20 protein-coding genes and 1 pseudogene are annotated in these 25,375 nt (G+C 70.8%); 15 read left to right on the top strand and 6 right to left on the bottom strand.

What is annotated here, in order from left to right; genetic code table 11:
* Window positions 1-30: 30 nt before the first annotated feature.
* On the top strand, window positions 31-1,488 hold the full coding sequence (locus OG787_RS43850) for an aldehyde dehydrogenase family protein (protein ID WP_405539027.1): 1,458 nt from the start codon (window positions 31-33) through the stop codon (window positions 1,486-1,488).
* A complete protein-coding gene (gene solA / locus OG787_RS43845; RefSeq protein WP_405539025.1) occupies window positions 1,485-4,088 on the top strand; it encodes an N-methyl-L-tryptophan oxidase in 2,604 nt (867 codons plus the stop codon). Before OG787_RS43850 ends, solA begins: the two co-directional genes overlap by 4 nt.
* A 17-nt stretch (window positions 4,089-4,105) precedes the next feature.
* Here the strand turns inward: solA and OG787_RS43840 are convergent, their stop codons facing one another.
* A complete protein-coding gene (locus OG787_RS43840; protein ID WP_369030015.1) occupies window positions 4,106-4,795 on the bottom strand; it encodes a GntR family transcriptional regulator in 690 nt (229 codons plus the stop codon).
* A 136-nt stretch (window positions 4,796-4,931) separates the two neighbouring features.
* Here OG787_RS43840 and OG787_RS43835 point away from each other — a divergent pair, with 136 nt between their 5' ends.
* Genes OG787_RS43835 through OG787_RS43810 form a run of 6 tightly spaced genes read left to right on the top strand, consistent with a single transcriptional unit; the run spans window position 4,932 to window position 12,982 of the window.
* A complete protein-coding gene (locus OG787_RS43835) occupies window positions 4,932-5,591 on the top strand; it encodes a cyclase family protein (protein WP_369030016.1) in 660 nt (219 codons plus the stop codon).
* On the top strand, window positions 5,588-7,246 hold the full coding sequence (locus OG787_RS43830; protein WP_405539023.1) for a gamma-glutamyltransferase: 1,659 nt from the start codon (window positions 5,588-5,590) through the stop codon (window positions 7,244-7,246). The genes OG787_RS43835 and OG787_RS43830 overlap by 4 nt, the downstream gene beginning before the upstream one ends.
* The gene (locus OG787_RS43825) at window positions 7,243-9,204 is read left to right on the top strand and encodes a primary-amine oxidase (RefSeq protein WP_405539022.1); all 1,962 of its coding nucleotides are present in this window, start codon (window positions 7,243-7,245) and stop codon (window positions 9,202-9,204) included. The genes OG787_RS43830 and OG787_RS43825 overlap by 4 nt, the downstream gene beginning before the upstream one ends.
* 40 nt (window positions 9,205-9,244) lie before the next feature.
* On the top strand, window positions 9,245-10,597 hold the full coding sequence (locus OG787_RS43820; protein WP_369030020.1) for a Rieske 2Fe-2S domain-containing protein: 1,353 nt from the start codon (window positions 9,245-9,247) through the stop codon (window positions 10,595-10,597).
* Between the two features lie 5 nt (window positions 10,598-10,602).
* Window positions 10,603-12,039, top strand: coding sequence for a glutamine synthetase family protein (locus OG787_RS43815; RefSeq protein ID WP_369030021.1), 1,437 nt, complete (start codon window positions 10,603-10,605; stop codon window positions 12,037-12,039).
* Window positions 12,029-12,982, top strand: coding sequence for a 2Fe-2S iron-sulfur cluster-binding protein (locus OG787_RS43810; protein WP_369030022.1), 954 nt, complete (start codon window positions 12,029-12,031; stop codon window positions 12,980-12,982). The genes OG787_RS43815 and OG787_RS43810 overlap by 11 nt, the downstream gene beginning before the upstream one ends.
* Here OG787_RS43810 and OG787_RS43805 read toward each other — a convergent pair.
* Entirely contained in the window at window positions 12,979-13,404 is a 426-nt protein-coding gene (locus OG787_RS43805) for a YjbQ family protein (protein ID WP_405539021.1), read from the bottom strand. The genes OG787_RS43810 and OG787_RS43805 overlap by 4 nt on opposite strands.
* Before the next feature lie 133 nt (window positions 13,405-13,537).
* Here OG787_RS43805 and OG787_RS43800 point away from each other — a divergent pair, with 133 nt between their 5' ends.
* The 6 genes and pseudogenes from OG787_RS43800 (at window position 13,538) to OG787_RS43775 (ending at window position 18,823) form a co-directional block, all read left to right on the top strand.
* Entirely contained in the window at window positions 13,538-13,621 is an 84-nt protein-coding gene (locus OG787_RS43800; protein ID WP_351276907.1) for a putative leader peptide, read from the top strand.
* A gap of 136 nt (window positions 13,622-13,757) precedes the next feature.
* Window positions 13,758-14,666, top strand: coding sequence for an ABC transporter permease (locus OG787_RS43795; protein ID WP_405539019.1), 909 nt, complete (start codon window positions 13,758-13,760; stop codon window positions 14,664-14,666).
* Window positions 14,639-15,376, top strand: a complete 738-nt coding sequence (locus tag OG787_RS43790) for an ABC transporter ATP-binding protein (RefSeq protein ID WP_405539018.1) — start codon at window positions 14,639-14,641, stop codon at window positions 15,374-15,376. The genes OG787_RS43795 and OG787_RS43790 overlap by 28 nt, the downstream gene beginning before the upstream one ends.
* A 60-nt stretch (window positions 15,377-15,436) precedes the next feature.
* Entirely contained in the window at window positions 15,437-16,474 is a 1,038-nt protein-coding gene (locus OG787_RS43785; protein ID WP_405539017.1) for an ABC transporter substrate-binding protein, read from the top strand.
* Window positions 16,475-16,481: 7 nt separating this feature from the next.
* A pseudogene (locus OG787_RS43780) lies at window positions 16,482-17,673 on the top strand (LLM class flavin-dependent oxidoreductase).
* A gap of 52 nt (window positions 17,674-17,725) precedes the next feature.
* Window positions 17,726-18,823, top strand: coding sequence for an NAD(P)-binding domain-containing protein (locus tag OG787_RS43775; RefSeq protein ID WP_369030027.1), 1,098 nt, complete (start codon window positions 17,726-17,728; stop codon window positions 18,821-18,823).
* 39 nt (window positions 18,824-18,862) lie between these two features.
* Here OG787_RS43775 and mltG read toward each other — a convergent pair whose 3' ends face one another.
* Both mltG and OG787_RS43765 read right to left on the bottom strand, forming a co-directional pair.
* A complete protein-coding gene (gene mltG, locus OG787_RS43770) occupies window positions 18,863-19,702 on the bottom strand; it encodes an endolytic transglycosylase MltG (RefSeq protein WP_369030028.1) in 840 nt (279 codons plus the stop codon).
* A gap of 65 nt (window positions 19,703-19,767) precedes the next feature.
* On the bottom strand, window positions 19,768-21,570 hold the full coding sequence (locus tag OG787_RS43765) for an ABC transporter ATP-binding protein (RefSeq protein ID WP_369030029.1): 1,803 nt from the start codon (window positions 21,568-21,570) through the stop codon (window positions 19,768-19,770).
* A gap of 94 nt (window positions 21,571-21,664) precedes the next feature.
* Here OG787_RS43765 and OG787_RS43760 point away from each other — a divergent pair, with 94 nt between their 5' ends.
* Window positions 21,665-22,135 carry a MarR family winged helix-turn-helix transcriptional regulator gene (locus OG787_RS43760; protein ID WP_369030030.1) on the top strand — a complete coding sequence of 157 codons (471 nt, stop codon included), beginning with the start codon at window positions 21,665-21,667 and terminating at the stop codon, window positions 22,133-22,135.
* Between the two features lie 77 nt (window positions 22,136-22,212).
* Here OG787_RS43760 and OG787_RS43755 read toward each other — a convergent pair whose 3' ends face one another.
* Window positions 22,213-23,589 (bottom strand): cation:dicarboxylate symporter family transporter, encoded by a 1,377-nt coding sequence (locus tag OG787_RS43755; RefSeq protein WP_405539015.1) that lies wholly within the window; start codon window positions 23,587-23,589, stop codon window positions 22,213-22,215.
* Between the two features lie 142 nt (window positions 23,590-23,731).
* A complete protein-coding gene (locus OG787_RS43750; protein ID WP_405539014.1) occupies window positions 23,732-25,348 on the bottom strand; it encodes a peptide-N4-asparagine amidase in 1,617 nt (538 codons plus the stop codon).
* Window positions 25,349-25,375 lie beyond the last annotated feature (27 nt).

Below are 25,375 nucleotides of genomic sequence, written 5' to 3'. Positions count from 1 at the left end.
CGTGACCCCTTGCCCCAGAAGGAGCACACCTTGGACCCCAGCACCACCCTCCCCCACCTGCCGGACTGCGAGCCCATGCTCATCGGCGGCGACTGGACCACGGGGACCTCGCCGCAGCGGATCCCGGTGCTCGACCCCGCCACCCGCGAGCAGCTCACCGCCATCGCGCAGGCGGGCCCCGCAGAGGTGGCCGCCGCCGTCGCCGCCGCGTCCGCCGCACACCGCGACCGGCGCTGGCGCGGACTGCCGCCCCGGCAACGCCGTGACGTACTGCTGCGCCTCGCCGACCTGGTGGAACGCGACGCCGAGCAGTTGGCGGTCCTGGACACCCTGGACAACGGCAAGGCCATCGAGCGTGCCCGTGGTGACGTGGACCTCGGCCTCCAGGCCATCCGGCACTTCGCCGCCGCCCCGGCCCGGCTGACCGGCACCGTGCACGCGACGGGACCCGACCGGCACGTCTACAGCGTGCGCGAGCCGGTCGGCGTGGTCGCGGCAGTGTTGCCGTGGAACTTCCCCTTCATGATCGCCGCCTGGAAGATCGCCCCCGCGCTGGCGGCGGGCTGCACCGTCGTCGTCAAACCGGCCGAGCAGACCCCGCTCACCGCGCTGCGACTGGCCGCGCTCTGCCTGGAGGCGGGCGTCCCCGAGGGGGTCGTCAACGTGGTGACGGGTGACGGCCGTACGGGGGCGGAGCTGGTCGCCCACCCGGATGTCGCCAAGGTGTCCTTCACCGGGTCCACCGAGGTCGGGCGGCTGATCATGGCCGCCGCCGCGCCGACGGTGAAGCGGCTCACCCTCGAACTCGGCGGCAAGTCGCCCAACATCGTGTTCGCCGACGCCGACCTGGGGGCAGCCGTACCGGCCGCCGTGCGTGCGGTGTTCGGGCACTCCGGGCAGATGTGCACCGCCGGGAGCCGGCTCCTCGTCGAGCGCACGGTCGTCAAGGAGTTCCTCGACCTGCTGGTGCCGACGGTGGAGGCTCTGCGGATCGGTCCGGGCCTGTCTGGCGGGATCAACATCGGTCCCCTGGTGTCGCAGGAGCAGTACGACCGTGTCAGCGCCTATGTCGAGCTGGGCCGTGCGGAGGGCGCGGAGGTGGCCGTGGGCGGCGAACCCATGCCCGGGGCGGGCTGGTTCGTGAGACCGACCGTGTTCACGGGCGTCACGCCCGACATGCGGATAGCCCGTGAGGAGATCTTCGGCCCGGTCGCCACGGTCATGCCCTTCGACACCGAGGAGGAGGCCATCGCGCTGGCCAACGACAGCGACTACGGGCTCGCCGCGGGTGTGTGGACCGGCAGCCTCCAGCGCGCCCATCGCACCGCCGCCGCACTGGAGGCGGGCACCGTGTGGGTCAACACCTACAACGAGTTCGACCCCGCCGTGGCCTTCGGCGGGATGAAGCAGTCCGGCCTCGGCAGGGACCTCGGCGACGCCGCAGTCGACGGGTTCACCGAGCTCAAGAGCATCACGATCGCCCTGTGAGCGCCCCCGTGACGACCGGCACCACGGCCGCGCCCGCGTCCCCGACCACCCGCACGCCGGATGTCGCCGCCGAGCGCGCCCGGACCCCCGGCTCCGCCACCGGCCACCACTTCAACGCGGCCGGCGCGGCCCTGCTCGCCGACGCCACCGTCGACGCGGTCATCGACCACCTGCGCGCCGAGAGCCTGTCCGGCGGCTACGAGGCCGCCAAACACGCGGCCCCCGCCCTGGACGCCGTCTACGCACGCACCGCCCGCCTCCTCGGCGTCGGCCCGGACGAGGTCGCCCTCGTCGAGAGCGCGACGGCGGGCTGGCAGCGCGCGGTGTCGGCACTGCGGCTACGCCCCGGCGACCGCGTCCTCGCCGCCCGCTCCAGCTACGTCAGCTGCGCCCTGCACCTGCTGGCGGCCGAGCGCGACCTGGGCATCCACGTCGAGGTGCTGCCCAACGGCCCTGACGGGGCAGTGGACTTGGCGGCACTGGAAACTGCACTACGCGCCGGTCCCGCCTCGCTGGTCACGGCGGCCCATGTGCCGACCTCCTCGGGCCTGGTCGAACCCGCCGCCGAAATCGGCGCGTTGGCGAGGGCCCACGGCGTGCCCTTCCTCCTGGACGCCACCCAGTCGCTCGGCCAACTGCCCGTAGACATGGGCGCCATCGGCTGTGACCTCCTCATCGGAACCGGCCGCAAGTTCCTGCGCGCCCCACGCGGCACCGGCCTGCTCGTGGTCCGCCGCCCGCTCCTCGAACGGCTCGCCCCCGAGGCCCCCGACGTCCGGGGCGCCCACTGGACCGCCGAGCGGAGCTGGGAACTGGTCCCGGACGCCAAGAGGTTCGAGCTGTGGGAGGCCGCGCACGCCCTGCGCCTCGGCCTGGGCGCCGCGCTGGCCGCCCTCGACTCCCTGGGCGTGGACGTCGTCGCCGGACATCTGGCGAGGCTCGCCACAGGGCTGCGGGAACGGCTCGCGGAAGTACCCGGCGTACACATCACCGACCCCCCGGCCGCCGGCGGCGCCATCGTCACCTTCGTGGTCGACGGCCTGGACGCCTCCGAGGTACAGCGCGAACTCGCCGAGCGCCGGGTCCATCTGATCGCGGTGCCCGCCGGGCACGGGCGCTGGGACATGGATCCCCGGGGGCTGACCAAGGTGGTCCGGGCATCGGTGCACGTCTACAACGACCAGTCCGACCTGGACGCCCTGGTGGAGGCGGTGCGGGAGATCGCGCGGGGGCGCGGGGCACTTAGGCCTGATGCGGGGGCGCGGGAGGTCGTACAGGGGTACGGGGTGGACGTACAGGCCGGGCGGAGGCCCGACGCGGAGATCCGGGATGCCGTACACGGGCATGGGGTGGACGTACGGACCGGGCAGACGCCCGACGCGGAGATCCGGGAAGTCGTCCAGGGGCACGGGCTGGACGTACGGGCTGGGCAGACGCCCGACGTGGAGATGTCGGCGCCCAGTGTCACGACCGCCCCCACACCTCGTGTGATGCCCCGCTGCCACGACGCGATCGTCGTCGGTCTCGGCGTCCACGGCAGCGCCGCCCTGCACCGGCTGGCGGCACGCGGACTCGACGTCCTGGGCCTGGAGCAGTACGCGTCGGGCCACGAGCTGGGTTCCTCGCACGGTGCGACCCGGATGATCCGGCGTGCCTATCCGCACCCCGACTGGGACGGCCTGGTGGACACCGCCTACCAGGCCTGGGCGGAGCTGGAGGAGGCCGCGAAGACCCAACTCCTCGACATCACCGGGGGTTTGTACGCGGCACCGCTGGACCGGCCCGATCCGCTGCGCGGCCCCGGCTGCCGCCAGGTCGGTCCCGAGGAGGCGGCACGGATCTTCCCGGGGCTCCAACTGCCCGCCGGATTCGGCGCGGTGCACGACCCGAGCGCCGGAATCATCGACGCGCGGGAGACACTGCGGGCCCAACTCGCCCTGGCCGAACGGTCGGGCGCGGCCGTGCTGGACCGTACGCCGGTCCTCGACTGGGAGCCGGACGGCGAAGAGGTCGTCGTGCGCACCGCCGACAGCCGCGAACTGCGCACGCGCCGCCTGGTGCTCTGCACGGGACCCTGGACGGCAACCCAAGTCCCCACCCTCGCCCCACATCTGACGGTCACTCGGATCGTGAACGCCTACTTCGCGGCCGACCCCGAAGGCCCGCTGGGCCGATCCGGTCTGGGGAGCTTCTCGGTGGATCTGCCGCAGGGCCTGCTGTACGGGTTCCCCGCCGCCGACGGCCGTGGCCTGAAGGCGGGGCTGGACAGCGGACCGGCCTGGGATCCGGACGCACCCCGCCCTCCGGCGAGCGCGGACGAACTCGCCCTGCTCGCCGAGGCGGTGGCGCAGGTGCTGCCCGGGGCCGGACCGGTGACCGAGAGTCTGACGTGCCTCTACACGATGACGGCGGACCGTCGTTTCCTCGTCGGCGAAGTGCCGGGCGTACCGCAGGTGTTGGTGGCGTCGGCCTGCTCGGGGCACGGGTTCAAGTTCGGGCCGGCGATCGGCGAGGCGTTGGCCGATCTGGTGTGCGGAACCGCTCGTCCGGACCTTGAGTTCCTCTCCCCCGCACGGCTGTTGACGGGTGGGGCCCGATGACAGGCCCCACGGTTGTCTCAGCCGTGGAACACGGTCTGGGAGCGGCGCTCGTACCAGGCCGTCAGATGCTCGCCCGAGCTGACGATGTGGTCGCGCATGGCGTCGTCGGCCCGGTCGGGGTCGCGGGCGGTCAGGGCTTCGATGATCGCCTCGTGCTGGCGGATGTTCTCCAGCCGGTGGCGTTCGTCGCCGGCGAGGGCGAGCGACGAGACGTTGCGCGGGAAGCTCTCGTTTATGCGGTCGATCATCCGGCTCAGCCAGGGGTTGTCGGCCGCCACGCAGACGACGGTGTGGAAGCAGTCGTTGGCGGCGGTGGTGGCGGGGCTGCCACCGGCCTCACGCTCCGCCGCGTCCCGCAGGACGGCGTTGTGCTCGCACAGTTCGGCGAGCTGGCGCTCGGTGATGCGGGTGGCGGCACGCCGGGCGGCCAGGCCCTCCAGCTCGGCGCGCACCTCGTACGCCTGGCGCACCTCCCAGGGCGCGGGCACCCGGACCACCGCGCCACGGTGGGGCTGCATCTCGATCAGGCCGCCGTTCTGCAACTGACGCAGCGCCTCGCGCACCGGAGTGCGGCTGACCCCGAACTCGGCGGCCAGTGCCGCCTGGCGGAGCGGTTTGCCGATCGCCAGTTCGCCGTTCATGATCCGCGCGCGGATGCGGGCCGCGATGTCGTCGACGAGGGGGCCCTCGTCTGTCTGGGGCGTCATCGGAGTCGGTCAAGCCCTTCTCGGGGTCGGTCGGAGGGTGCGCGGTGGTGGAGCAGTTTCCCATGCACCCGAGGCATCCACTGCCATCGCTTATTGGATCCACTTCCATGATATCCGCATCCAATAGGAGCACAGCATGAACATGATCCTGAATTTCGCCAAGGCCATCGACGTGTCCGTCCCCATCCACCCCGGAATGCTGCACTGGGGCCGCCGCCCCGAGATGGAGATCGTCGAGTCCCGCACCGCCGGTGACCCGTCCAACGTGAGCCGCTGGCGCATCGGCGCCCACACCGGCACCCACATCGACGCGCCCGCGCACTTCATCGACGGCGGAAAGACCGTCGACCAGCTCGATCTGTCCGCGCTGAACGGCACCGCGAGGGTCCTCGACCTGACCCATGTGAAGGAGCAGATCACCGCCGCCGACCTGGACGCGGTCGGCCTCGGCGACGAGGAGCGGGTGCTGCTGCGCACCAGCAACTCGGAGGGCGTGCTGCGCAGCCCGTGGAAGGCGAGGGAGTGGGTCGGCCTGGCCCCGGACGGCGCGGAACGCCTCATCGAGGCCGGGGTGCGCACCGCGGGCATCGACTACCTGAGCATCGAGGCCGTCGCCTACACCACCCACTGGGAGACCCACCAACTGCTGTGCGCCGCCGACGTGTTGATCCTCGAAGTGGTCGACCTGCTGCACACCCCGGCGGGCGTCTACGACATGCTCTCGCTCCCCCTGCCGTTGCAGGGCGCCGAGGCAGCCCCGTCGCGGACCGTTCTCCTGCCGAGGGACGACACGTGAGCGCCGGCTCCCGGCTGATCCTCGCCGCACCGCACCCGGCGGCGCTGTCGGCCGCCTGCCGAGCGGCGGAGCGCGGCGGCAACGCGGTGGACGCAGCGCTGGCCGCTGCCGCCGCGCTCGCCGTCGTCTACCCCCACCAGTGCTCCCTGGGCGGCGACATGATCGCCCTCGTCCACTCCCCCGACGGAACCGTACGCGCGATCATCTCGGCCGGGGCCGCCGCGCAGAACGTGGACGTCGAGGCCCTGCGCGCCACGGACCGCCGGATGCCCGCGCAAGGGCCGCAGACGGTGACCGTGCCCGGCGTGGTGGCCGGCTGGGCGGCCCTCGCCGAGTCCTACGGCACCCCGGGCGCCCTCGCAGCCGCACTGCGGGACGCGGCCGAACTGGCGGAGCACGGCGCCACGGTCTCGGCGGGCCTGGCACGCGCGATAGACGAGCGCGCCGAGCAGATCGCCACCGACCCCGGACTCACCGCCCTGCTGACCGCCCCCGACGGGACCCCGCTCACGGAGGGCGCTCCGCTCCCCCAGCCACAACTGGCCGCCGTACTACGAAACTTGGCCGACGACCCCTGGTCCTTCTACCAGGGGCAGGTGGCCGAGGCCCTCGCGGAAGGCCTGCGCCGGGCAGGCAGCCCACTCACGGCCGCCGACCTGGCGGCCCACCAGCCGGAGACCGCGGAGCCGTTGACACTGGACTCAGTCGAGACGCGCTGGTGGGCGGCACCTCCACCGAGCCAGGGGGCAACGCTGCTGGCGGTACTGGACAGCGCGGTAGCCACAACTGTCGCAAGCGGAACTGGTGAACTCCGTTGCGGTGCAGCGCCCCTTCAGGGGCGCGGGGAACTGCGCGACCAGCCCCCACCGCCCCGCAGCGAACAACTCACCCACACAGCGGAGCACTTGGCCCCCCTCTGCCAAGATGCCTCCGCGGCCCGCGACCGCCTCCTGGGCGACCCACGCCGCTCACAGCCCGACCTCGACGGACTACTACACCCCGCCCCACTAGCCGGAGCCCAACCACCAAAACCCCCCTCCCGCCCAGCCGGCGACACCGTCGCCATCACCGCAGTCGACGACTCCGGCCTCGCCATCTCCCTGATCCAGAGCGTCTACCAGACCTTCGGCTCCGGCATCTGCGACCCCACCACCGGCATCGTCCTGCACAACCGAGGCTCGGCGTTCAGCCTGGAACCCGGTCACCCCGCACTCATCGGCCCCGGCCTGCGCCCCCCGCACACCCTGTGCCCGGTACTCGGCCGCTCGGCCGACCTCCTGCTGGCCGCCGGGTGCCAGGGCGGCCGGGCCCAGCCGCAGATCCTCGCCCAGACCGTGCCCGCCCTGATGGACCCAGACGCCGACCCGGCCGCCGTACTGGACCGCCCGCGCTGGGTGGTCGGCGCCCGCGACATCGGCCACGAGACCCAGACCATGCTGGCCGAGCCCGGTTCCATCCCCGTCACCACGACTACCCTCCCGTCGGGCCTGCCGGTCGTCGTCACGCCCGGCCGCACCGACCTGGCCGGCCACACCCAGGCCGTACGACTGACCGCCGACGGCCGCCTCGACGGCGCCGCCGATCCACGCGCCGACGGCGGCACCGTGCTGTGCGGCGGCCCGGCCGTCCCCGTCCCGGAAGGAACCCCCGCATGAGCACCCTCGCCCCCGAACCCGTACCGGCGACCGAGGCACCGCACCCGCTGGACCCACTGACGGTCACCGAACTGGCCGCCGCCGTCACGGTGTTGAAGGCGGACACCCGGATCACCGAGGACGCCCGCTTCTGGGGCGTGGCCCTGGACGAGGACCACGCCCGCCGCGCCGTCCCGGGCGATCCGAGACGGGCCCGCGCGGTCGTGATCTGTCCCTCCGCGCACATCGCCTACGAGGTCGCCCTCGAACTCGGCGACAAGCCGCAGAGCACGGCCTGGCGCGAGCTGGACGTACGCAGCCCCGGCTGCTCCTCCGAGGAGGCCCGTCAGGCCGCCGCCATGTGCCGGGCCGACCCGCGCTTCAGGGAGGCGCTCGCCCTGCGCGGCATCCACGACGTGTCGCTGGTCATGGTGGACCCGGAGTCGATCGGCGGCTTCGAACCGCCCGAGTACCCGGGGCGTCGGCTGACCTGGGGCAGCGTCTGGCACCGCACCTCCGAGGACGACAACGGCTATGCGCGCCCGGTCCAGGGCGTCGTACCGATCATCGACATGGAGTCGATGGAGATCCTGCACATCGAGGACCACGGGATCGTCCCGCTGTCGGAGGAGTCCGGGACGTTCGGCGCGGGCGTGGTCCCGGAGCGAACAGGCCTGAAACCACTGGAGGTTGTGCAGCCCGACGGGCCCAGCTTCACCGTCACCGGTCAGCGGCTCGACTGGCAGGGCTGGTCGGTCCGGGTCGGCTTCAGCCACCGCGAGGGCCTGGTGCTGCACGACCTGACCTTCGACGCGGCAGGTAAGGGCCCGCGACAGGTGATCCGGCGTGCGGCGGTCAACGAGATGTACGTCCCGTACTTCGACACCGCCTCCACCCAGTACCGCAAGAACTTCTTCGACTGGGGCGAGTACGGCGCCGGCCCGCTCACCAACTCCCTTGCCCTGGGCTGCGACTGCCTCGGTGTCATCCAGTACTTCGACGCTGCGGTGCTCGGCGGCGACGGCGTGCCCCGGCTCATCCCCAACGCCGTCTGTGTCCACGAGGAGGACGACGGCATCCTCTGGAAGCACCACGACGGCCGCACCGGCCGGACGGAGGTGCGCCGCTCCCGCCGTCTGATCATCTCGGCGTTCGCCACGGTCGCCAACTACGACTACGGCTTCTACTGGTCGCTGTACCAGGACGGTTCGGTGATGCTGGAGATCAAGATGACCGGCATCCTCTCCGCGACCGGTGTCACGGAGGACGAGGAGACCCCGTACGCGCGCCGGGTCGCCCCGAACGTCGCGGTCACCAACCACCAGCACTTCTTCGCCGTACGCCTGGACATGGCGGTGGACGGCACCGACAACCGCCTGGTCGAGGTCACGGCGGAGCCCGAGCCGGACCCGGACCTGAACCCGTACGGCAACGCGGCCCGCACCGTCCTGCGTCCGATCCTCAACGAGGCGGAGGGCGCCCGGAGCACGGACCCCTCCCGCGCCCTGCACTGGCGGGTGGAGAGCACCGAGGCCCGCAACCGGATGGGCGAACCGACCGCGTACCGCGTGCACTTGGAGAACACGGCGGTGCTGCCGGTGCGCGAGGACAGTGTGTGTGCCCGCCGAGCCCCGTTCGTGGCACGGCAGTTGTGGGCGACGGCCTACGACCCGGACCGGCGGTTCGTCGCCGGCGAGTACCCCAACCAGGCCGAGCCGGGCGCCGACGGAGTGCACAAGTGGCAGGAGGAGAACCGCTCGTTGGACGGCACCGACCTGGTGCTGTGGGCCACGATCGGCTCCCACCACTTCCCGCGCCCCGAGGAATGGCCGGTGATGCCGGTGGCCAAGGCGCGGCTACGGCTGGAGCCCGACGGCTTCTTCGACCGCAACCCGGCCCTGGACGTGCCGGCCCCCGTCTCCTGCCACACGCCGAAGCAGCCATCGTCCGCGACGCCGACGGACCACTGCTGCGGCTGACCCAGCCCCCACCCTCCGCGAAACCCCGGAAAGGCATCTGATGCGCGAGGAAGAGAACCAACGGCTCACCCGAACCGGCCCGGGCACCCCGGCCGGCGAGTGGATGCGCCGCTACTGGCAGCCCATCGCCCTGAGCGAGGAACTCGACGGCGTACGGCCCCTGGTGGCGCCCAAGGTGATGGGCCAGGACCTCGTCCTGTTCCGGGACGACGCCGGCGAACTCGGCCTGGTCGACCGCGGCTGCCCGCACCGCGGCGCCGACCTGGCGCTCGGCCGACTGGAGGACGGCGGCCTGCGCTGCTGCTTCCACGGCTGGCTGTTCGGCCGTGACGGCACCTGCCTGGACACCCCCGCCGAGCCGCTCGGCAGCCCCCTCAAGTCCCGTGTGCGCCTGGGCAGTTACCCGGTACGCGAGATCAACGGGATCGTCTGGGGCTACCTCGGCCCCGGCGAGCCGCCCGAACTCCCCGCCCTGGACTGCTTCCAGGCACCCGCCGACCACGCCTTCGCCTGGAAGGGCCTGCTGGAGTGCAACTGGCTCCAGGCCCTGGAGGTCGGCATCGACCCCGCCCACGCCTCCTACCTCCACCGCTTCTTCCAGGACGAGGACCCCGAGGACAGCTACGGCAGACAGTTCCGGGCCGCCTCCCGGGGCACCGACCTGCCGATGACGAAGATCCTGCGCGAGTACGGCCGTCCCGACATCGACGCCGTGCGCACCCCGTACGGCATCCGTATCACCGCCCTGCGCACCCTGGACGGCACCGACACCCAGGGCAACGCGATGGACGGCAGCCGCACCCATGTCCGCGTCACCCACCAGGTGTTCCCGCACGCCTTCCACATCCCGCTCGACGCGGAGACCGCCATCACCCAGTGGCACGTACCGATCGACGACAACTCCTCCTACTGGTACGCCCTGTTCACCAGCGTCGGCGCCCCGGTGGACGGGGCGGAGATGCGTCGACAACGGGTAGGCGCGGTCACCCTGCCCGACTACCGCCCGCGCTTCGGCCGTACGAACAACTACGGCTACGACCCCGAGGAACAGCGCACGACGACGTACACCGGTCTCGGCACCGACATCAACGTGCACGACCAGTGGGCGGTGGAGGGCCAGGGTGCCGTCCAGGACCGTACGCGCGAGCATCTGGGCCGCTCGGACAAGGCGATCGTGATGTACCGACGGATGCTGGGCGAAGCCGTCTCCGCCGTGGAGCGCGGCGAGAACCCGCCGCTGATACTGCCGCCCGAGGAGGCCGCACGGATCCAGGGCCCGGTCACGCTCGACGGCATCGGCCCCACGGAGGGCTGGCAGGAGCACTGGGCAGCCGCCACCGCCAAACAACGCGCCGACAGCAGCTGGGCACAGCCCGTCGGAACGGACGGCTGAGCGACGTGGGATTCATCGAGCGCCACGGCTTGTGGAGCCCCGAACAGACCACGGCGGCCGGGGAGATACGCGAGCGCGCCGAGAGCGGCGGCATGAAGGTCGTACGCCTGGTCTTCGCCGACCAGCACGGCCTGCTGCGCGGCAAGACCGTAACCGTAGGGGAGTTGCCGAACGTGCTGCGCGACGGCACCGGCATAGCCTCGTCACTGCTCGCCAAGGACACCTCGGGCCGGACCGTCTTCCCTCTCTTCACCAAGGAGACGCCGCTCGGGCTGCCCGAACTGCGGGGCGCCGCCGACATGGTGATGGTCCCCGACCCACTCACCTTCCGGATGCTGCCCTGGTCGCCGGGCACGGGCTGGCTGCTCTGCGACCTGCGCTTCACCACGGGAACACCGGTGCCGTTGTGCACGCGCGGCCTGCTGCGCTCGGTCCTGGAACAGACGGACGGCCTGACCTACCGCACCGGCCTGGAGGTGGAGTTCCACCTCTTCCGGCTAACCGATCCACGCCTGGGTTCAGGCGATCTGGGTCAGCCGGGTGCCGCTCCCGAGGTCGGCATGCTCAACCATGGCTACCAGTACCTCAGCGAGCTGCGGTACGACGAGCTGGACCCGATCCTCGACGTCCTGCGCGCGAACATCGAGGGGCTGGGGCTGCCGCTGCGCAGCCTGGAGGTCGAATTCGGGCCGAGCCAGGTCGAGTTGACCCTGCAACCCGCTGACGGGCTAGGCACGGCCGACGCGATGGTGCTGCTGCGCGGCGCCGTCAAACAGGTCGCCGCCCGCCACGGCCACCACGCCACCTTCATGTGCCGCCCCCACCTGCCCGGAGTGTTCTCCAGCGGCTGGCATCTGCACCAGAGCGTGCTGCGGGACGGGGTGGGTATCTTCGCGCCGGACGCAGCAGAAGGTGACGGAGTCCGGCCACCCCTGTCGCCGTACGGCACCGCCTTCCTCGGCGGCCTACTGCGCCACGCACGAGCCACGAGCGCGTTCTCCACGCCAACTCTCAACGGTTTCAAGCGCTTCCGGTCCCTGTCCCTGGCCCCCGACCGTGCGGTGTGGGGGCGCGACAACCGAGGCGCGATGGTGCGAGTCCTGGGTGACGGACCGTCATCGACCCGACTGGAGAACCGAATCGGCGAACCGGCGGCCAACCCCTACCTCTACCTCGCCTCCCAACTCGCCGCCGGACTGGACGGAGTGGCGAACGGCTCGGACCCCGGCCCGGCGGCGGACGTGCCGTACGCCACCCACGCCGAGCCACTGCCACGCTCGCTCGGCGAGGCACTGACCGCGCTGGAGGCGGACGAGGGCCTGGCGGCCCGGCTCGGCAAGGACTTCGTGTCCTACTACGCCGGTATCAAGCGCGCGGAGATCGCCCGCTTCGAGCAGGAGGTCACCGACTGGGAACAACGGGAGTACTTCCGTGTCTTCTGAAGCCTCACCGTCCATGGGCCCTCTGCTGGTCCGGCAGGCCCGCTGGATAGCCCACGACGTGGTGGAACTCCGGCTGACCCGGCCCGACGGCGGCACACTGCCCCCGTGGGAGCCGGGTGCCCACATCGAACTCACCCTGCCCTCAGGACTGCGACGCCCGTACTCCCTCTGCGGGGACCCCGCAGACACCGATGCGTGGACGATCGCCGTACACCGGGTGCCCGACGGGCGCGGCGGCTCACGCGAGATTCACGAAACCGCGCTGGTGGGGCGGGAGTTGGAGGTGACAGGCCCGGTCAACCGCTTCCCCCTGCTCCCCGCCAAGGGCTACCTCCTGCTGGCCGGCGGCATCGGCATCACCCCACTGCTCCCGATGGCCCGCAAACTGACCGCACACGGCCTCCCCTGGCGCCTGATCCTGGGTGCCCGCGACCGCTCCCGCCTGGCATACGCCGACGACCTCGTGGAGTTGGGCGGGGACCGCGTGCTCCTCGTACCTCAGGACGAGGCGGGTCTGCCGGACCTGGCCGCCGAGATCGCCGCCGCTCCGCCCGGTCACGCGGTCTACGCCTGCGGGCCGACACCGATGCTCGACACGGTAATGTCCCTGTGCCCCACGGCATACACAGAACGCTTCGCCCCGGGCGAGGAAGGCACGCAAGTCATGAGCGCGGAGGCGGAGTTCGAGGTCGTGCTGCGCCGCTCCGGACTGCGTACGACCGTGCCCGCCGACCGTTCCGTACTGGACGTCGTCCGGGAGCTGCTGCCGGCCGTGCCGTACTCGTGCGAGGAGGGCTACTGCGGCAGCTGCGAGACACCGGTCACGTCCGGCGTTCCGGACCACCGCGACACGGTGATCGACCCGTCCGAACGCGCCACCGCCACCACGATGATGATCTGCGTGAGCCGCTCCGCGTCGGCGGTGCTGGAGCTGGACCTCTAGGCCGCGAGGAACGTCAACCGCACCTTTCGCTGTGGATTGTCCCTGTTCGTGTCGACCAGGCACACCGACTGCCAAGTCCCCAGCTCCAGCCGCCCGCCCACCACCGGCAGCGTCGCGTGCGGCGGTACGAGGGCCGGGAGTACGTGGTCGCGGCCGTGGCCGGGAGTGCCATGGCGGTGCTGCCAGCGGTCGTCCGCGGGGAGCAGGGTGTGCAGCGCCGCGAGGAGGTCGCCGTCGCTGCCCGCGCCCGTCTCGATGACGGCGATTCCGGCCGTGGCGTGCGGGACGAAGATGTTGAGGAGGCCGTCCCGGCCGGCCGCCGCCTCTCTCAGGAAGGTCTCGCAGTCGTGGGTGAGGTCGACGACCGTCTCCTCGGTACCGGAGGCGATGTTCAGGACGCGCGTGGTGAAGGCATCGGACATGCCTCCATCATCGCGCGGCGCAGGGAGCCGTGCCCGACCCGGCCCCCATGCCTTCTCCCGCCCCTTGATACGGGTGGTCCACTCCGCGAGACACCATTGACCGTGGTCACGTCACCTGGCTACTTTCAGCGGCATGTTGCGTTCAGCCATGCTCACCACGCGCGGTCACATCGACCTGCTGCGGGTGGCCTCCGCCGCGTGTCGTCGCGGCTGCTGACGCCTTTTTTCTTTCCACCTTCGCCCGCCTGGGCACCGTCCAACCCGCACGTCCGCGATCTGCCCTGATCCGTCCTGGACGCGGCGGCGCCGAGGCACACCCCCACCCCGGTCGCTCTCCTCCTCGTGGAGCACTCATGAGCATCAGCCATGCCCCACCCGGCTCCCCCGAGCCCGACATATCGGTTAAATCAAGCTCTGGTGCGTCCGATGCCGCCGCCGGTGCCGTCCAACGCACCGCCCCCGACCTCGAACCCATCGTCCCCAGCTCCACGCGCCGCGCCCGTGTCCCCCGCTGGCTGCGCCGTACCTCGGGCCCCCTGCTGCTCCTCGCGCTCTGGCAAGTCCTCAGCAGTACGGGCGTACTGACCGCCGACATCCTCGCCTCGCCCGGGCGGATCGCAGACGTCGGCAGTGACCTGATCGCCGACGGTTCACTGGGCGACGCGATGGCCACCTCGCTACAGCGCGTCGCGCTCGGGCTGCTCTTCGGGACCGTCATCGGCACCGGACTCGCCCTGGTCTCCGGTCTGTTCAGGGTCGGCGAGGATCTCGTGGACGCGCCGGTGCAGATGCTGCGGACGGTGCCGTTCGTCGGTCTGATCCCGCTGTTCATCATCTGGTTCGGCATCGGCGAGGCCCCGAAGGTCGCGATCATCACCCTCGGCGTGACCTTCCCGCTCTATCTCAACGTCTACGCCGGAATCCGGGGCGTGGACTCCCAGTTGATCGAGGCCGGTGAGTCGCTCGGGCTGTCCCGGTGGGGACTCGTCCGGCATGTCGTGCTGCCGGGCGCGCTGCCCGGGGCGATGACCGGGCTGCGCTACTCGCTCGGCATCGCCTGGCTGGCGCTGGTCTTCGCCGAGCAGATCAACGCGGACGCCGGTATCGGCTTCCTCATGGTGCAGGCGCGGGACTTCCTGCGGACCGACGTGATCGTGGTCTGCCTCATCGTCTACGCGTTCCTCGGCCTGCTGGCCGACTTCGTCGTCCGTACCCTCGAAAGGCTGCTGCTGCAATGGCGACCGACGTTCACCGGACGGTGACCTCACCGGCCGTACGGGTCGAGGGGCTGACCCGCGCCTTCGACGGCCGTGCCGTCATCGACAACCTTCAACTCGACGTCCGGCCGGGCGAGTTCGTGGCCCTGCTCGGCCGCAGCGGCTGCGGCAAGTCCACGCTGCTGCGCATCCTCGCCGGGCTCGACCGCGACATCGCGGGCACCGTCCTCGTACCGCGCCGCAAGGCCGTCGCCTTCCAGGCGCCCCGGCTGATGCCGTGGAAGAAGGTGTGGCGCAACGTCCTGCTCGGGCTGCCCGGCAAGCCCGGACGCGAGGTCGCCGAGCGGGCGCTCACCGAGGTGGGCCTCAGCCACCGTTCGGACGCCTGGCCCAAGACCCTCTCCGGCGGTGAGGCCCAACGCGCCTCGCTGGCACGGGCGTTGGTGCGCGAGCCCGATCTCCTGCTGCTCGACGAGCCGTTCGGCGCACTGGACGCGCTCACCCGGATCAAGGCCCAGCGGCTGGTCGGTGAACTCTGGCAACGCCGGGGCTGCGCCGTCCTGTTGGTGACGCACGACGTTGAGGAGGCGGTGCTGCTCGCCGACCGGGTCCTCGTGATGGACGAGGGCGTCATCGCGTACGAGACGACGGTCGACCTGGACCGTCCGCGCGACATCACCGACCCGCGCTTCGCCGAACTGCGCGGCCGGCTCCTGGAACGCCTGGGCGTCGACACCGCCGCCGAAGCCGCCTGAGCCCCATCAACCCCGCTCCCCTCCCCCACGGTTGCACACACACGATCGGAACGAACGACCATGCGACGACGCCTCGTCCCCGCCGCCCTGCTCCTCCCCCTCGCCCTGCTCGCCTCCGCCTGCGGCGGGAACTCGGCCGCCGACTCCTCGATCGGTTCCGGCAGCGGTACCGACGGCAAGGGGTCCCTCACGCTCAACGTCGGTGACCAGAAAGGTGGCGCCGAGGCCGTGCTTCGGGCCGCCGGAGAACTCAAGAACCTGGACTACAAGGTCAAGTGGTCCACCTTCACCTCCGGCCCACCCCTCCTCGAAGCCGTCAACGCCAAGGCCGTCGACATCGGCAGCGTCGGCAACACCCCGCCGGTCTTCGCGGCCGGCGCCGGTTCCAAGATCACGGTGGTGGGGGCCCTGCGCGGCGGATCCCAGGGCGAGGCGATCCTTGTCCCCAAGGACTCCAAGCTCAAGAAGGCCACCGACCTCAAGGGCAAGTCCGTTGCCGTGGCGCAGGGTTCGTCCGCGCACTACCAGCTGATCGCCTCCCTCAAGCAGGCCGGGCTCACCCTGAACGACATCAAGGTCAAGTACCTCCAGCCGGCCGACGCGTTGGCCGCGTACACCAGCGGCAGCGTCGACGCCTGGGCGGTGTGGGACCCGTACACCTCGCAGGTGCTCAAGGCCGGGCAGGGGCGCGTCCTGGCGGACGGCGAGGGTGTGGTCAACGGGCTCAACTTCCAGGTGGCGGCGCCCTCCGCGCTCAAGGACGCCAAGAAGACGGCCGCCATCAAGGACTTCGTGGAGCGGCTGCGGCGCGCCCAGGACTGGGTCTACGAGCACCCCGAGGCGTGGGCCAAGGTGTGGGCCAAGGACACCGGGCTGCCGTACGAGGTGGCGCTCGCGTCGGTGAACCGGACCAACGCGACCCGGATCCCGGTGGCGATCGACGACGCGCTCGTCGCCTCCGAGCAGGAGATCGCGGACACCTTCACCAGCCTCAAGCTCATCCCGAACAAGGTCGACTTCGCGAAGTACGTGGACCGGCGCTTCAACGACGACCTGCCCCCGTCCACCACCACGCCCCGCCCCAGCAAGGAGTCGTGAGCGCGCGATGACCGTCCATCTCCACTGGTTCCTGCCCACGGGCGGCGACGGCCGCACCCTCGTCGACCGGCACGCGTACGCCCCCAACACCGGTGGCGCGAACCGTCCCGTCAAGGGCGTCCGGCCGCCCGACATCGAGTACCTCGCCCAAATAGCCAAGGCCGCCGAGCAGTTGGGCTTCGAGGCCGTGCTGACGCCGACCGGCACCTGGTGCGAGGACGCCTGGCTGACGACGGTGGCACTCGCCCAGCACACCGAACGGCTGAAATTCCTGGTGGCGTTCCGGCCCGGCGTGATCTCACCGGCGCTCGCCGCGCAGATGGCGGCGACCTATCAGCGCGTCACGCGCGGGCGGTTGCTGCTCAACGTGGTCACCGGCGGCGACTCCTCCGAGCAGCGGCGCTTCGGCGACCACCTCGACCACGACCGGCGGTACGCGCGCACCGACGAGTTCCTGTCCGTCGTACGCCAGGCGTGGGCCGGTCGGCCGTACGACTTCGACGGTGAGCACTACCAGATCGAGGACGGGCTGACGGCGCTGCCGCCGGACCCGGTGCCGCCGCTCTTCTTCGGCGGGTCCTCGGCCGCCGCGGGGCCGGTCGCGGCGCGGCACGCCGATGTGTATCTGACCTGGGGCGAGCCGCCCGCGCAGGTGAAGGAGAAGATCGACTGGATCCGGTCGCTGGCCGAGCGCGAGGGGCGGACGGTCCGGTTCGGGGTCCGGCTGCACACCATCTCGCGGGACTCGTCGGCCGAGGCCTGGTCGACCGCGTACCGGCTGCTCGACGACCTCGACGCGGAGACGATCGCGGCGGCGCAGGCCGCGCTCGGTCGTAGTGAGTCGGTCGGGCAGCAACGGATGGTCGCCCTGCACGGCGGTTCGCGCGACAAGCTGGAGATCTATCCGAACCTGTGGGCGGGTGTCGGTCTCGTCCGGGGCGGTGCGGGCACCGCGCTCGTCGGCAGCCATGGCGAGGTCGCGTGGGGGCACCTCCCACGCCCGTTCAGGGCAGTGGGGGAGGATCGAGGAGTACCACGCGCTGGGCGTCGAGCACTTCGTGCTCTCCGGGTATCCGCATCTGGAGGAGGCGTACTGGTTCGGCGAGGGCGTCATTCCGGAGCTGGCGGCCCGCGGGCTGCTGGAGCATACACCGGGGGCGGCCGGGGGTTCGCCGATCCTGGTGGCGAGCGGCCGCTGAGTGTTCCCGTCCGGCCGGGAAGATCCTCGCCCCTCCCCCGGTTAGTAGAAGCGTGAACGATTCCGGGGTGCGTGCCGAGGTGCGGGAAGTCGATGTCGTCGTCATAGGCGCTGGCCAGGCGGGTCTGTCCAGCGCCTATCACCTGCGACGCAGCGGCTTCGTGCCGGAACGCGACTTCGTCGTGCTCGACCATGCCCCGCAGCCCGGCGGCGCCTGGCAGTTCCGGTGGCCGTCGCTCACGTACGGCAAGGTGCACGCGATCAACGCGCTGCCCGGCATGGAGCTGACGGACGCCGATCCGGCTCGGCCCTCCTCCGAGGTCATCGGCGAGTACTTCGACGCGTACGAACGCGCCTTCGATCTGAAGGTGCGCCGGCCGGTGGACGTACGGGCCGTGCGTGAGGGCGACGGGGACGGACGGCTGCTCGTCGAGACCTCGGACGGCGTCTGGTCAACGCGGGCGCTGATCAATGCCACCGGCACCTGGGACCGGCCGTTCTGGCCGCGCTATCCGGGTCAGGAGACCTTCCGGGGGCGGCAGTTGCACACCGCGCAGTACCCCGGGCCCGAGGAGTTCGCGGGGTTGCGGGTGATCGTGGTCGGCGGCGGTGCGTCCGGCACCCAGCACCTGATGGAGATCGCACCGTACGCGGCCGGGACCACGTGGGTGACCCGGCGTCCGCCGGTCTTCCGCGAGGGCCCGTTCACCGAGGAGTTCGGGCGGGAGGCCGTCGCGCTCGTCGAGGAGCGGGTACGGCAGGGGCTGCCGCCGAAGAGTGTCGTGTCGGTCACCGGACTGCCGCTGAACGACGCGATCCGGCAGGCGCTCGCCGACGGTGTCCTCGACCGGCGGCCCATGTTCGACCGGATCACCCCGGACGGGGTCGAGTGGGCCGACGGGCAGCGGGTCGACGCGGACGTGATCCTCTGGGCGACCGGGTTCCGCGCCGCGATCGACCACTTGGCGCCGCTGCGACTGCGCGAGCCCGGCGGCGGTATCCGCGTCGAGGGGACACGGGCGGTCGCCGATCCGCGTGTCCATCTGGTCGGTTACGGCCCCTCGGCGAGCACGATCGGCGCCAACCGGGCCGGGCGGGCGGCCGTACGGGACATCAGGCGGCTGCTCGACCAGGAGCCGGCCGCTGTCTGACGTCCCGTACGGGATCCATCGGTCCCTCGACCCGTCAGGTCACTTCGCGGGCTGCCGGTTCTTCTGGTTCTGGTTGAACTCGGCGACGTTGCGCCGGTGTTCGGCGTAGTCGGCCGTGAAGCGGGTGTCGCCGGGCTTGACGGTGACGAAGTACAGCCAGTCGCCCTGGGTCGGGTTGATGGCGGCGCGCATCGCCTCCTCGCCGGGGTTGGCGATCGGCGTGGGCGGGAGGCCCATGCGCTGGTAGGAGTTGTACGGGCTGTTCAGCCGGGTGTCGGCGGCCGTCGTCCTGAGCGTGGACCTGTTCAGCGCGTAGTTGATCGTGGAGTCCATCTGGAGCGGCATCCCGCGCTCGAGCCGGTTGAAGACGACCCGGGCCACCTTCCCCATGTCCTGCTTGGTGGCTGCCTCGGCCTGGACGATGCTCGCGATGGTGACGGCCTGGTAGACGTTCATGGCGTTGCGCTGCGCCCCGGCGGTGACCGGCGCGCCGCCGAACTTCCGGTTCGCGGTGTCGACCATGAACGACAGCAGGGACTCCGGGGTGGCCTTCTCCTTCAGCGGATAGGTCGCCGGGAAGAGATAGCCCTCGGGGTTGCCCTCGGCGTCGTTGGGGAGTTTCAGCCGGGCCTTGGCGATCGACTTCTTGGTGCTTCCGGCCGGCAGGGCGAGGGCCTTGTCGACCGCCTCGTACACCTGGATCGAGCGCCAGCCCTCCGGGATGAGGAGGGAGGTCGGCCGGGTGTCCCCTTCGCTGTCGACGCTCAGCAGCGGCACCGCCACGGCGGTGGCCGCGACGACGGCCCCGGTCGCGATGAGGACGGCCCGGCCACGGCGCGTCAGGCGAATCGTGCTCCGTGACGGAGTGTTCATCTGCATGCGGGCACGGTAACCCGCAAAGCATTACAAACCCGGCATATCTTCATCTTGTACGACGTCACATGTCACCCGGCCGGCTCCAGCTGGGCGTCTCTGCGTACGAGGGCCGCATACCGCCCGTCCTGGCGCAGCAGTTCCTCGTGCGTACCCCGTTCGACCGCGTGCCCGGCGTCCAGGACCACGATCTGGTCGGCGCCCCGGATGGTGGACAGCCGGTGCGCGATGGTGAGCGTGGTGCGGTTGGCCGACAGGGCGTCGATGGCCTCCTGAACGGCGTGTTCGGTGCGGGTGTCCAGGGCGCTGGTCGCCTCGTCCAGGATGAGGACGGGCGGGTCGCGCAGGATCGTGCGGGCGATGGCGAGGCGCTGTTTCTCGCCGCCGGAGAAGCGGTGGCCGCGCTCACCGACGACGGTGTCGTAGCCGTCGGGCAGGCCGGAGATGTGGTCGTGGATCTGGGCCGCGCGGGCCGCCGTGTGCAGTTCCTCGTCGGTGGCGTCGGGTTTGGCGAAGCGCAGGTTGTCGGCGACCGTGGCATGGAAGAGGTACGTCTCCTGGGAGACGACGCCGACCGCGCGGGCGAGCGTGTCGAAGTCGAGGTCGCGGACGTCGACGCCGTCGATGGTGACCCGGCCGCCCGTCACGTCGTACAGCCGGGGCACGAGATGGCCCAGCGTGGACTTCCCGGCGCCGGTCGGGCCGACGACGGCCAGGCTGCCGCCCGCCGGGACGGTGATGTCGATGCCGTCGAGGATGGGGCGGCTCTTGTCGTCGTAGCGGAACTCGACGCCCTCCAGCCGCACTTCGCCCTTGACCGTGTCGAGGTGGACCGGGTTCTCCGGTTCGGTGATGTCTATGGGCAGGTCGAGGTACTCGAAGATGCGCTGGAAGAGCGCGAGCGAGGCCTGGATCTGGACGCCGGTGCTGAGCAGGCTCACGGCCGGGCGGAACAGGCCCTGCTGGAGCGAGACGAAGGCGACGAGCGTGCCGATCGAGACGGACGGGCCGCCGAACTGGAGGGCGAGTCCCGCGGTCCAGTAGATGACGGCGGGCATGGCGGACATGACGATGCCGATGACGGCCATCCGCCAGCGGCCGGCCATGCTGGAGCGCACTTCGAGGTCGACCAGGCTCTCGGACTCCTCGGCGAAGGACCGGGTGAGCGAGTCGGCGCGGCCCATCGTGCGGCCGAGCAGGATGCCGCTGACCGACAGGGACTCGGTGACGGTGGCGGCCATCACGGCCATCTGTTTCTGGCGCTGGGTGGTGATCCGCTTGCGTTCGTTGCCGACGCGGCGGCTGATCCAGACGAACACCGGCAGCAGGAGCAGCGAGACGACGGTCAGTCGCCAGTCGAGGGCGACCATCGCGACGATCGTGGCGACGACGCTGGTGAAGTTGGAGACCAGGGAGGTCGCGGTGGAGGTGACGGTGGCCTGCATGCCGCCGATGTCATTGGCGATGCGGGACTGGACCTCGCCCGTGCGGGTGCGGGTGAAGAAGGCGAGCGACATGCTCTGGAGGCGGCCGTAGACGGCGGTGCGCAGGTCGTGCATGACGCGCTGGCCGACGGTCGTGGAGATCAGGGTCTGCAGCACGCCGAAGATGCCGCCGAGGACGGCGCTGACGATCATGCCGAGGGCGAGCAGACTGAGCAGACCGGTGCGCCCCTCGGGGATCGCTACGTCGAGGGTCTCCTTCAGGAGGAAGGGGGTCGCGACGGAGACGAGGGAGGCCGCGCCGACGAGCAGGCCGACGACTGCGAGCCGACCTCGGTAGGGGCGGAAGAGTTTCAGGATGCGGCGGACCTGGTGCGGCTGGTCCGCCGCATCGGCGGACGGGTTCCAGGCAGGTTGACGGTCGGGTTTCATGGGCTCCTTCGGAAGACATGGTGACGACGACTCACGGAGCATAGCTCATTGTTACCTATGTACACAATGAACTGGGTCCTGTTATTGTTCCCGTATGAGTTCCCCCGACGCCGACGGTCCGCTCGCCGACCAGCTTCTGAGCCTGACCCGCCGTCTGCACCGCATCCACAAACACCAGCTGGAGCAGCGCGGAGTCGGTATCACCCCGGCCCAGTCCCGGCTGCTGCGCAACCTCTCGCACCACCTTCAGCACCACGGTTCCCCGCCCCGGATGGCCGATCTGGCGGAGCGCCTGGAGGTGGTGCCCCGGGCCGTGACGACGCTGGTGGACGCGCTGGAGGCGAGCGGCAAGGTGCGCCGGGTGCCCGATCCCGACAATCGCCGGGTGATCCGGATCGAACTCACGGACGAGGGGCGCAAGGCGCTGAGCGAGCTGCGCGGTGCGCGCCGGGCTGCGGCGGAGGAGATCCTCGCGCCGCTGACGGACAAGGAGCGCGCGGTGCTCGGCGTACTGCTGGACACGTTGACGGACGGCGCCGGAACGCCGCCCGATCGGCGCTGCTGACGTACACGACAACGGGCCGTGGGTCCGCCTCCCGTACTGGTTGGAGGGGGACCCACGGCCCGTTCGGTTGCCTCAGGTCAGCTCGCGGGCTCCTTGACGTCGCCCTTCTGGAGGGGGACCTCCGCCACCGCAGTTCCCTCCTCATCGCCTTCTTCCGAGATCACGATCTCCCGGTCGAGCACCTTCTTGGCGCGGTCCAGGTCCAGCGCGCCCTCCCAGCGGGAGACCGCGAAGACGGCGACGCAGTTGCCGAGCAGGTTCGTGACGACGCGCATCGAGTCCATGATGCGGTCGACGCCGAGCAGCAGGGCGACGGCGCCGGCCGGGATCGCCCCGAGCGAGGAAGCGGTCGCGGACAGGGCGAGGAAGGCCGAACCGGGGATGCCGGCCATGCCCTTGCTGGTGAGCATGAGCACCAGGATCACGGTGATCTGCTGACCGAGACTGAGGTCCACACCCACGGCCTGCGCGATGAACAGGGTGCCGATGGACAGGTAGAGCGAGGCGCCGTCGAGGTTGAAGGAGTACCCCGTGGGCAGCACCAGACCCACGGCGTCGTCGCGGGCACCGGCCTTGCGCAGCTTCAGCATCACGCGCGGCATGACGGACTCGGTGGACGCGGTGCCCAGCGCGAGGAGCATCTCCTCACGGATGTAGCGCAGGAACTTCCAGAGGCTGAGCCCGGTGACCATCTTGAGGGCGACGGCGAGCAGCCCGATGAAGAGCGCGGCAGCCGCGTAGCAGAGGATGATCAGCTTGGCGTACGTCTCGATCACACCGAGTCCATACTGGCCGATCAGGACGGCCATCGCGCCGAACACCGCGATCGGGGCGAGCCGCATGATGAAGCCGACGACCGCGAAGATGATCTCCTGGGCCTGCTCGATGGCGGGCAGGACCTTCGGCACCTTGGTGTGACCGAGGTGCAGCAGCGCGGCGCCCACCAGGCAGGCCAGGATCAGCACCTGGAGCAGCGAGTTCTCGGCGAAGGCGCCGATGAAACTGGTGGGAATCGCGTTGACGATGAACTCGGTCGTCGAGGGCAGCGAGCCGCCGCCCGTCTTCGCGTCGACCGCCGAGGTGTCGAGCGTGGACGGGTCGACGTTCATGCCCGAGCCGGGCTGGACGATGTTGGCGGCGAGCAGCCCGATGATCAGGGCGAGCGTGCTCGCCACCTCGAACCAGATCAGGGCCTTGAGCCCGATCCGGCCGAACGCCTTCAGGTCACCGGCCTTGGCGATACCGACGACGACCACACAGAACACGAGCGGCGAGATGATCGTCTTGATGAGCCGGGTGAAACCGTCGCCGAGCGGCTGAAGATCCGTGGCCACGTCGGGCCACAGCTTTCCGACGACGATTCCGAGCACGAGCGCGCAGGCAACCTGCGCGAACAGTGAGGTACGCAGTATGCGTGCGACGCGTCGCGGCAGGGACGGTACGGTCTGCGGCACGAGCACTCCTCCAGGGGGATTCTGGGATGCGGAAAAGCTCTTCCGCGCGGATCACTATCGAGGAGTCGTGGATCCCGGCTGCAACCTGCGTATTTCAGCCGCGTAAATCATCGACCGCCCCCACAGTGCGCGCACAGCGCCCTCAGCAGCCGTCGCGGTCCTCGGTGAGCACCCCCTGCACGGTCAGCAGCGAACGGTCATGACATCCGGCCGAGCCGTACAGCCGGTAGCGCTCGCTCGTCGTCCCGACGGCGTGCCGCTGGTCGCGCGGGACGTTCGCCGCATACGTCGCGTCGCCCGCGTAGGCGTCGTCGAGCCACGACCACGCGGTACGCCGGTTCCCGGACGTCTCGGTGACGGTCTCCCGGTCGCCGAGTGTCAGCACGGTCCGCAGCCGGTCGCCCGCGCCGAGCGTGGTCGTGCCGTCCATCGTGTACGTCCGCCCCGTACGGGTCGTCCGGGCCGGTCCGCGCCCGTCGACGGTGATGTTCTCGGCGTCGGTCCAGGTGGCGGTGAGTCCGTCGGTGTTCTCGCCGTCGGTCCAGCGGTGCACGGAGGTGTTGGCGAGTGCACGGTTGACGGTGGTGGCGACCCGGCCGTGCGAGGTGTCGACGTACCCGGAGACGGTCAGCCGGTGACCGCCCTCGGTGTCGAGGCGGTGCTGCTCGTCGGCCGAACCGGGCGTATAGGTCGAGGAATTGGTGAGGTCGCCTTCGCGGTGGACGGTGAGCCCGCCGGTGACATGCGCGCGCTTCGCGTCCTGCCAGACGAGGACGTTGACGGGGGTGCTCCAGCCCGACTGGCCTTCGGGGACACCGACGACGGAGACCTCCACGTCGTGCGGGCGGCCGTCGTTGAGGAGTCCGGCGAAGGGGGTGAGATCGTATTCGATCGGCTTGATGTCGAAGGCGCGCGGTCCCGGAATCACGTACCAGAGAAAGGGGTTCGACCAGCCGCCGGTCCATACCGTCGGGAACGGGGCGGCGATTCCGGCCAGTCGGCCGTCGATCTTGATCTGCACCTCACGGTACGGACCGTCCGTGGCCTTGCAGGAGTAGGGGGCGGCGTCGGGGACGGTGAGGTACCAGTACTCCTCGCAGCCGCCGCCGGACCCGGTCGCGTACACCTCGGCGACAATGCGTTCGCTGTTCCGCGGGGTGGTGAGGGTGCCGCCCTGAAGGGTGAGGACGCGGTCGGGGGTGTTCTTCGCGGCGGGCTTGCCCGTGTAGAACGTCAGGGTGACCTTGACGTCGAGGATGCCGGTGTAGGTGTCGTTGACAACGTTTCCGATGAGCATCTCGACGGGCTGGGCGGCGCTCAGGGTGTCGCTGTAGCGCGTGATGTCCTTCTCGACGGACCAGGCGATGCCGTCGGGCGAGGGCTGCGGGGTGGAGGTACGGAGAACTTCGACGCCGCCGATGTGGAGGTAACCGAGGCGGTCGTACTGACGGCCCTTGACCGTGCCGTCCATCCGCAGCACGACCTTGCTCCAGCTCGCGCCGCAGCCGCTCGGGGGTGCGTACGTGCCCGTGTAGGGCGTGAAGTCCTTGAACCGGGCCTCGGCGACGGTGACTTCGCAGGACGGGACGCCGGTCGGTCTGGTGACGGGCGGGGCGGCGGTGACCGGGTCGTGCCAGTCGGTGCCGAACTCGGCCGGTACGTCGACAGGCTGAGCGGACTGGGCGGGGCTCGCCCCGAGGAGGGTGCTCGCCAGGAGGGTCGCTCCGGCGAGCATGGACATGATGATCCGGCTTCTCATGGCCGGTGTTCTACGGGGAGTCGGCCC

It is taken from the genome of Streptomyces sp. NBC_00075 (assembly GCF_045041225.1).
Lineage (GTDB): Bacteria > Actinomycetota > Actinomycetes > Streptomycetales > Streptomycetaceae > Streptomyces > Streptomyces adonidis.
The sequence above is the reverse complement of the archived record's forward strand: the minus strand, read 5'-3'. Positions and strand labels throughout refer to the sequence as shown.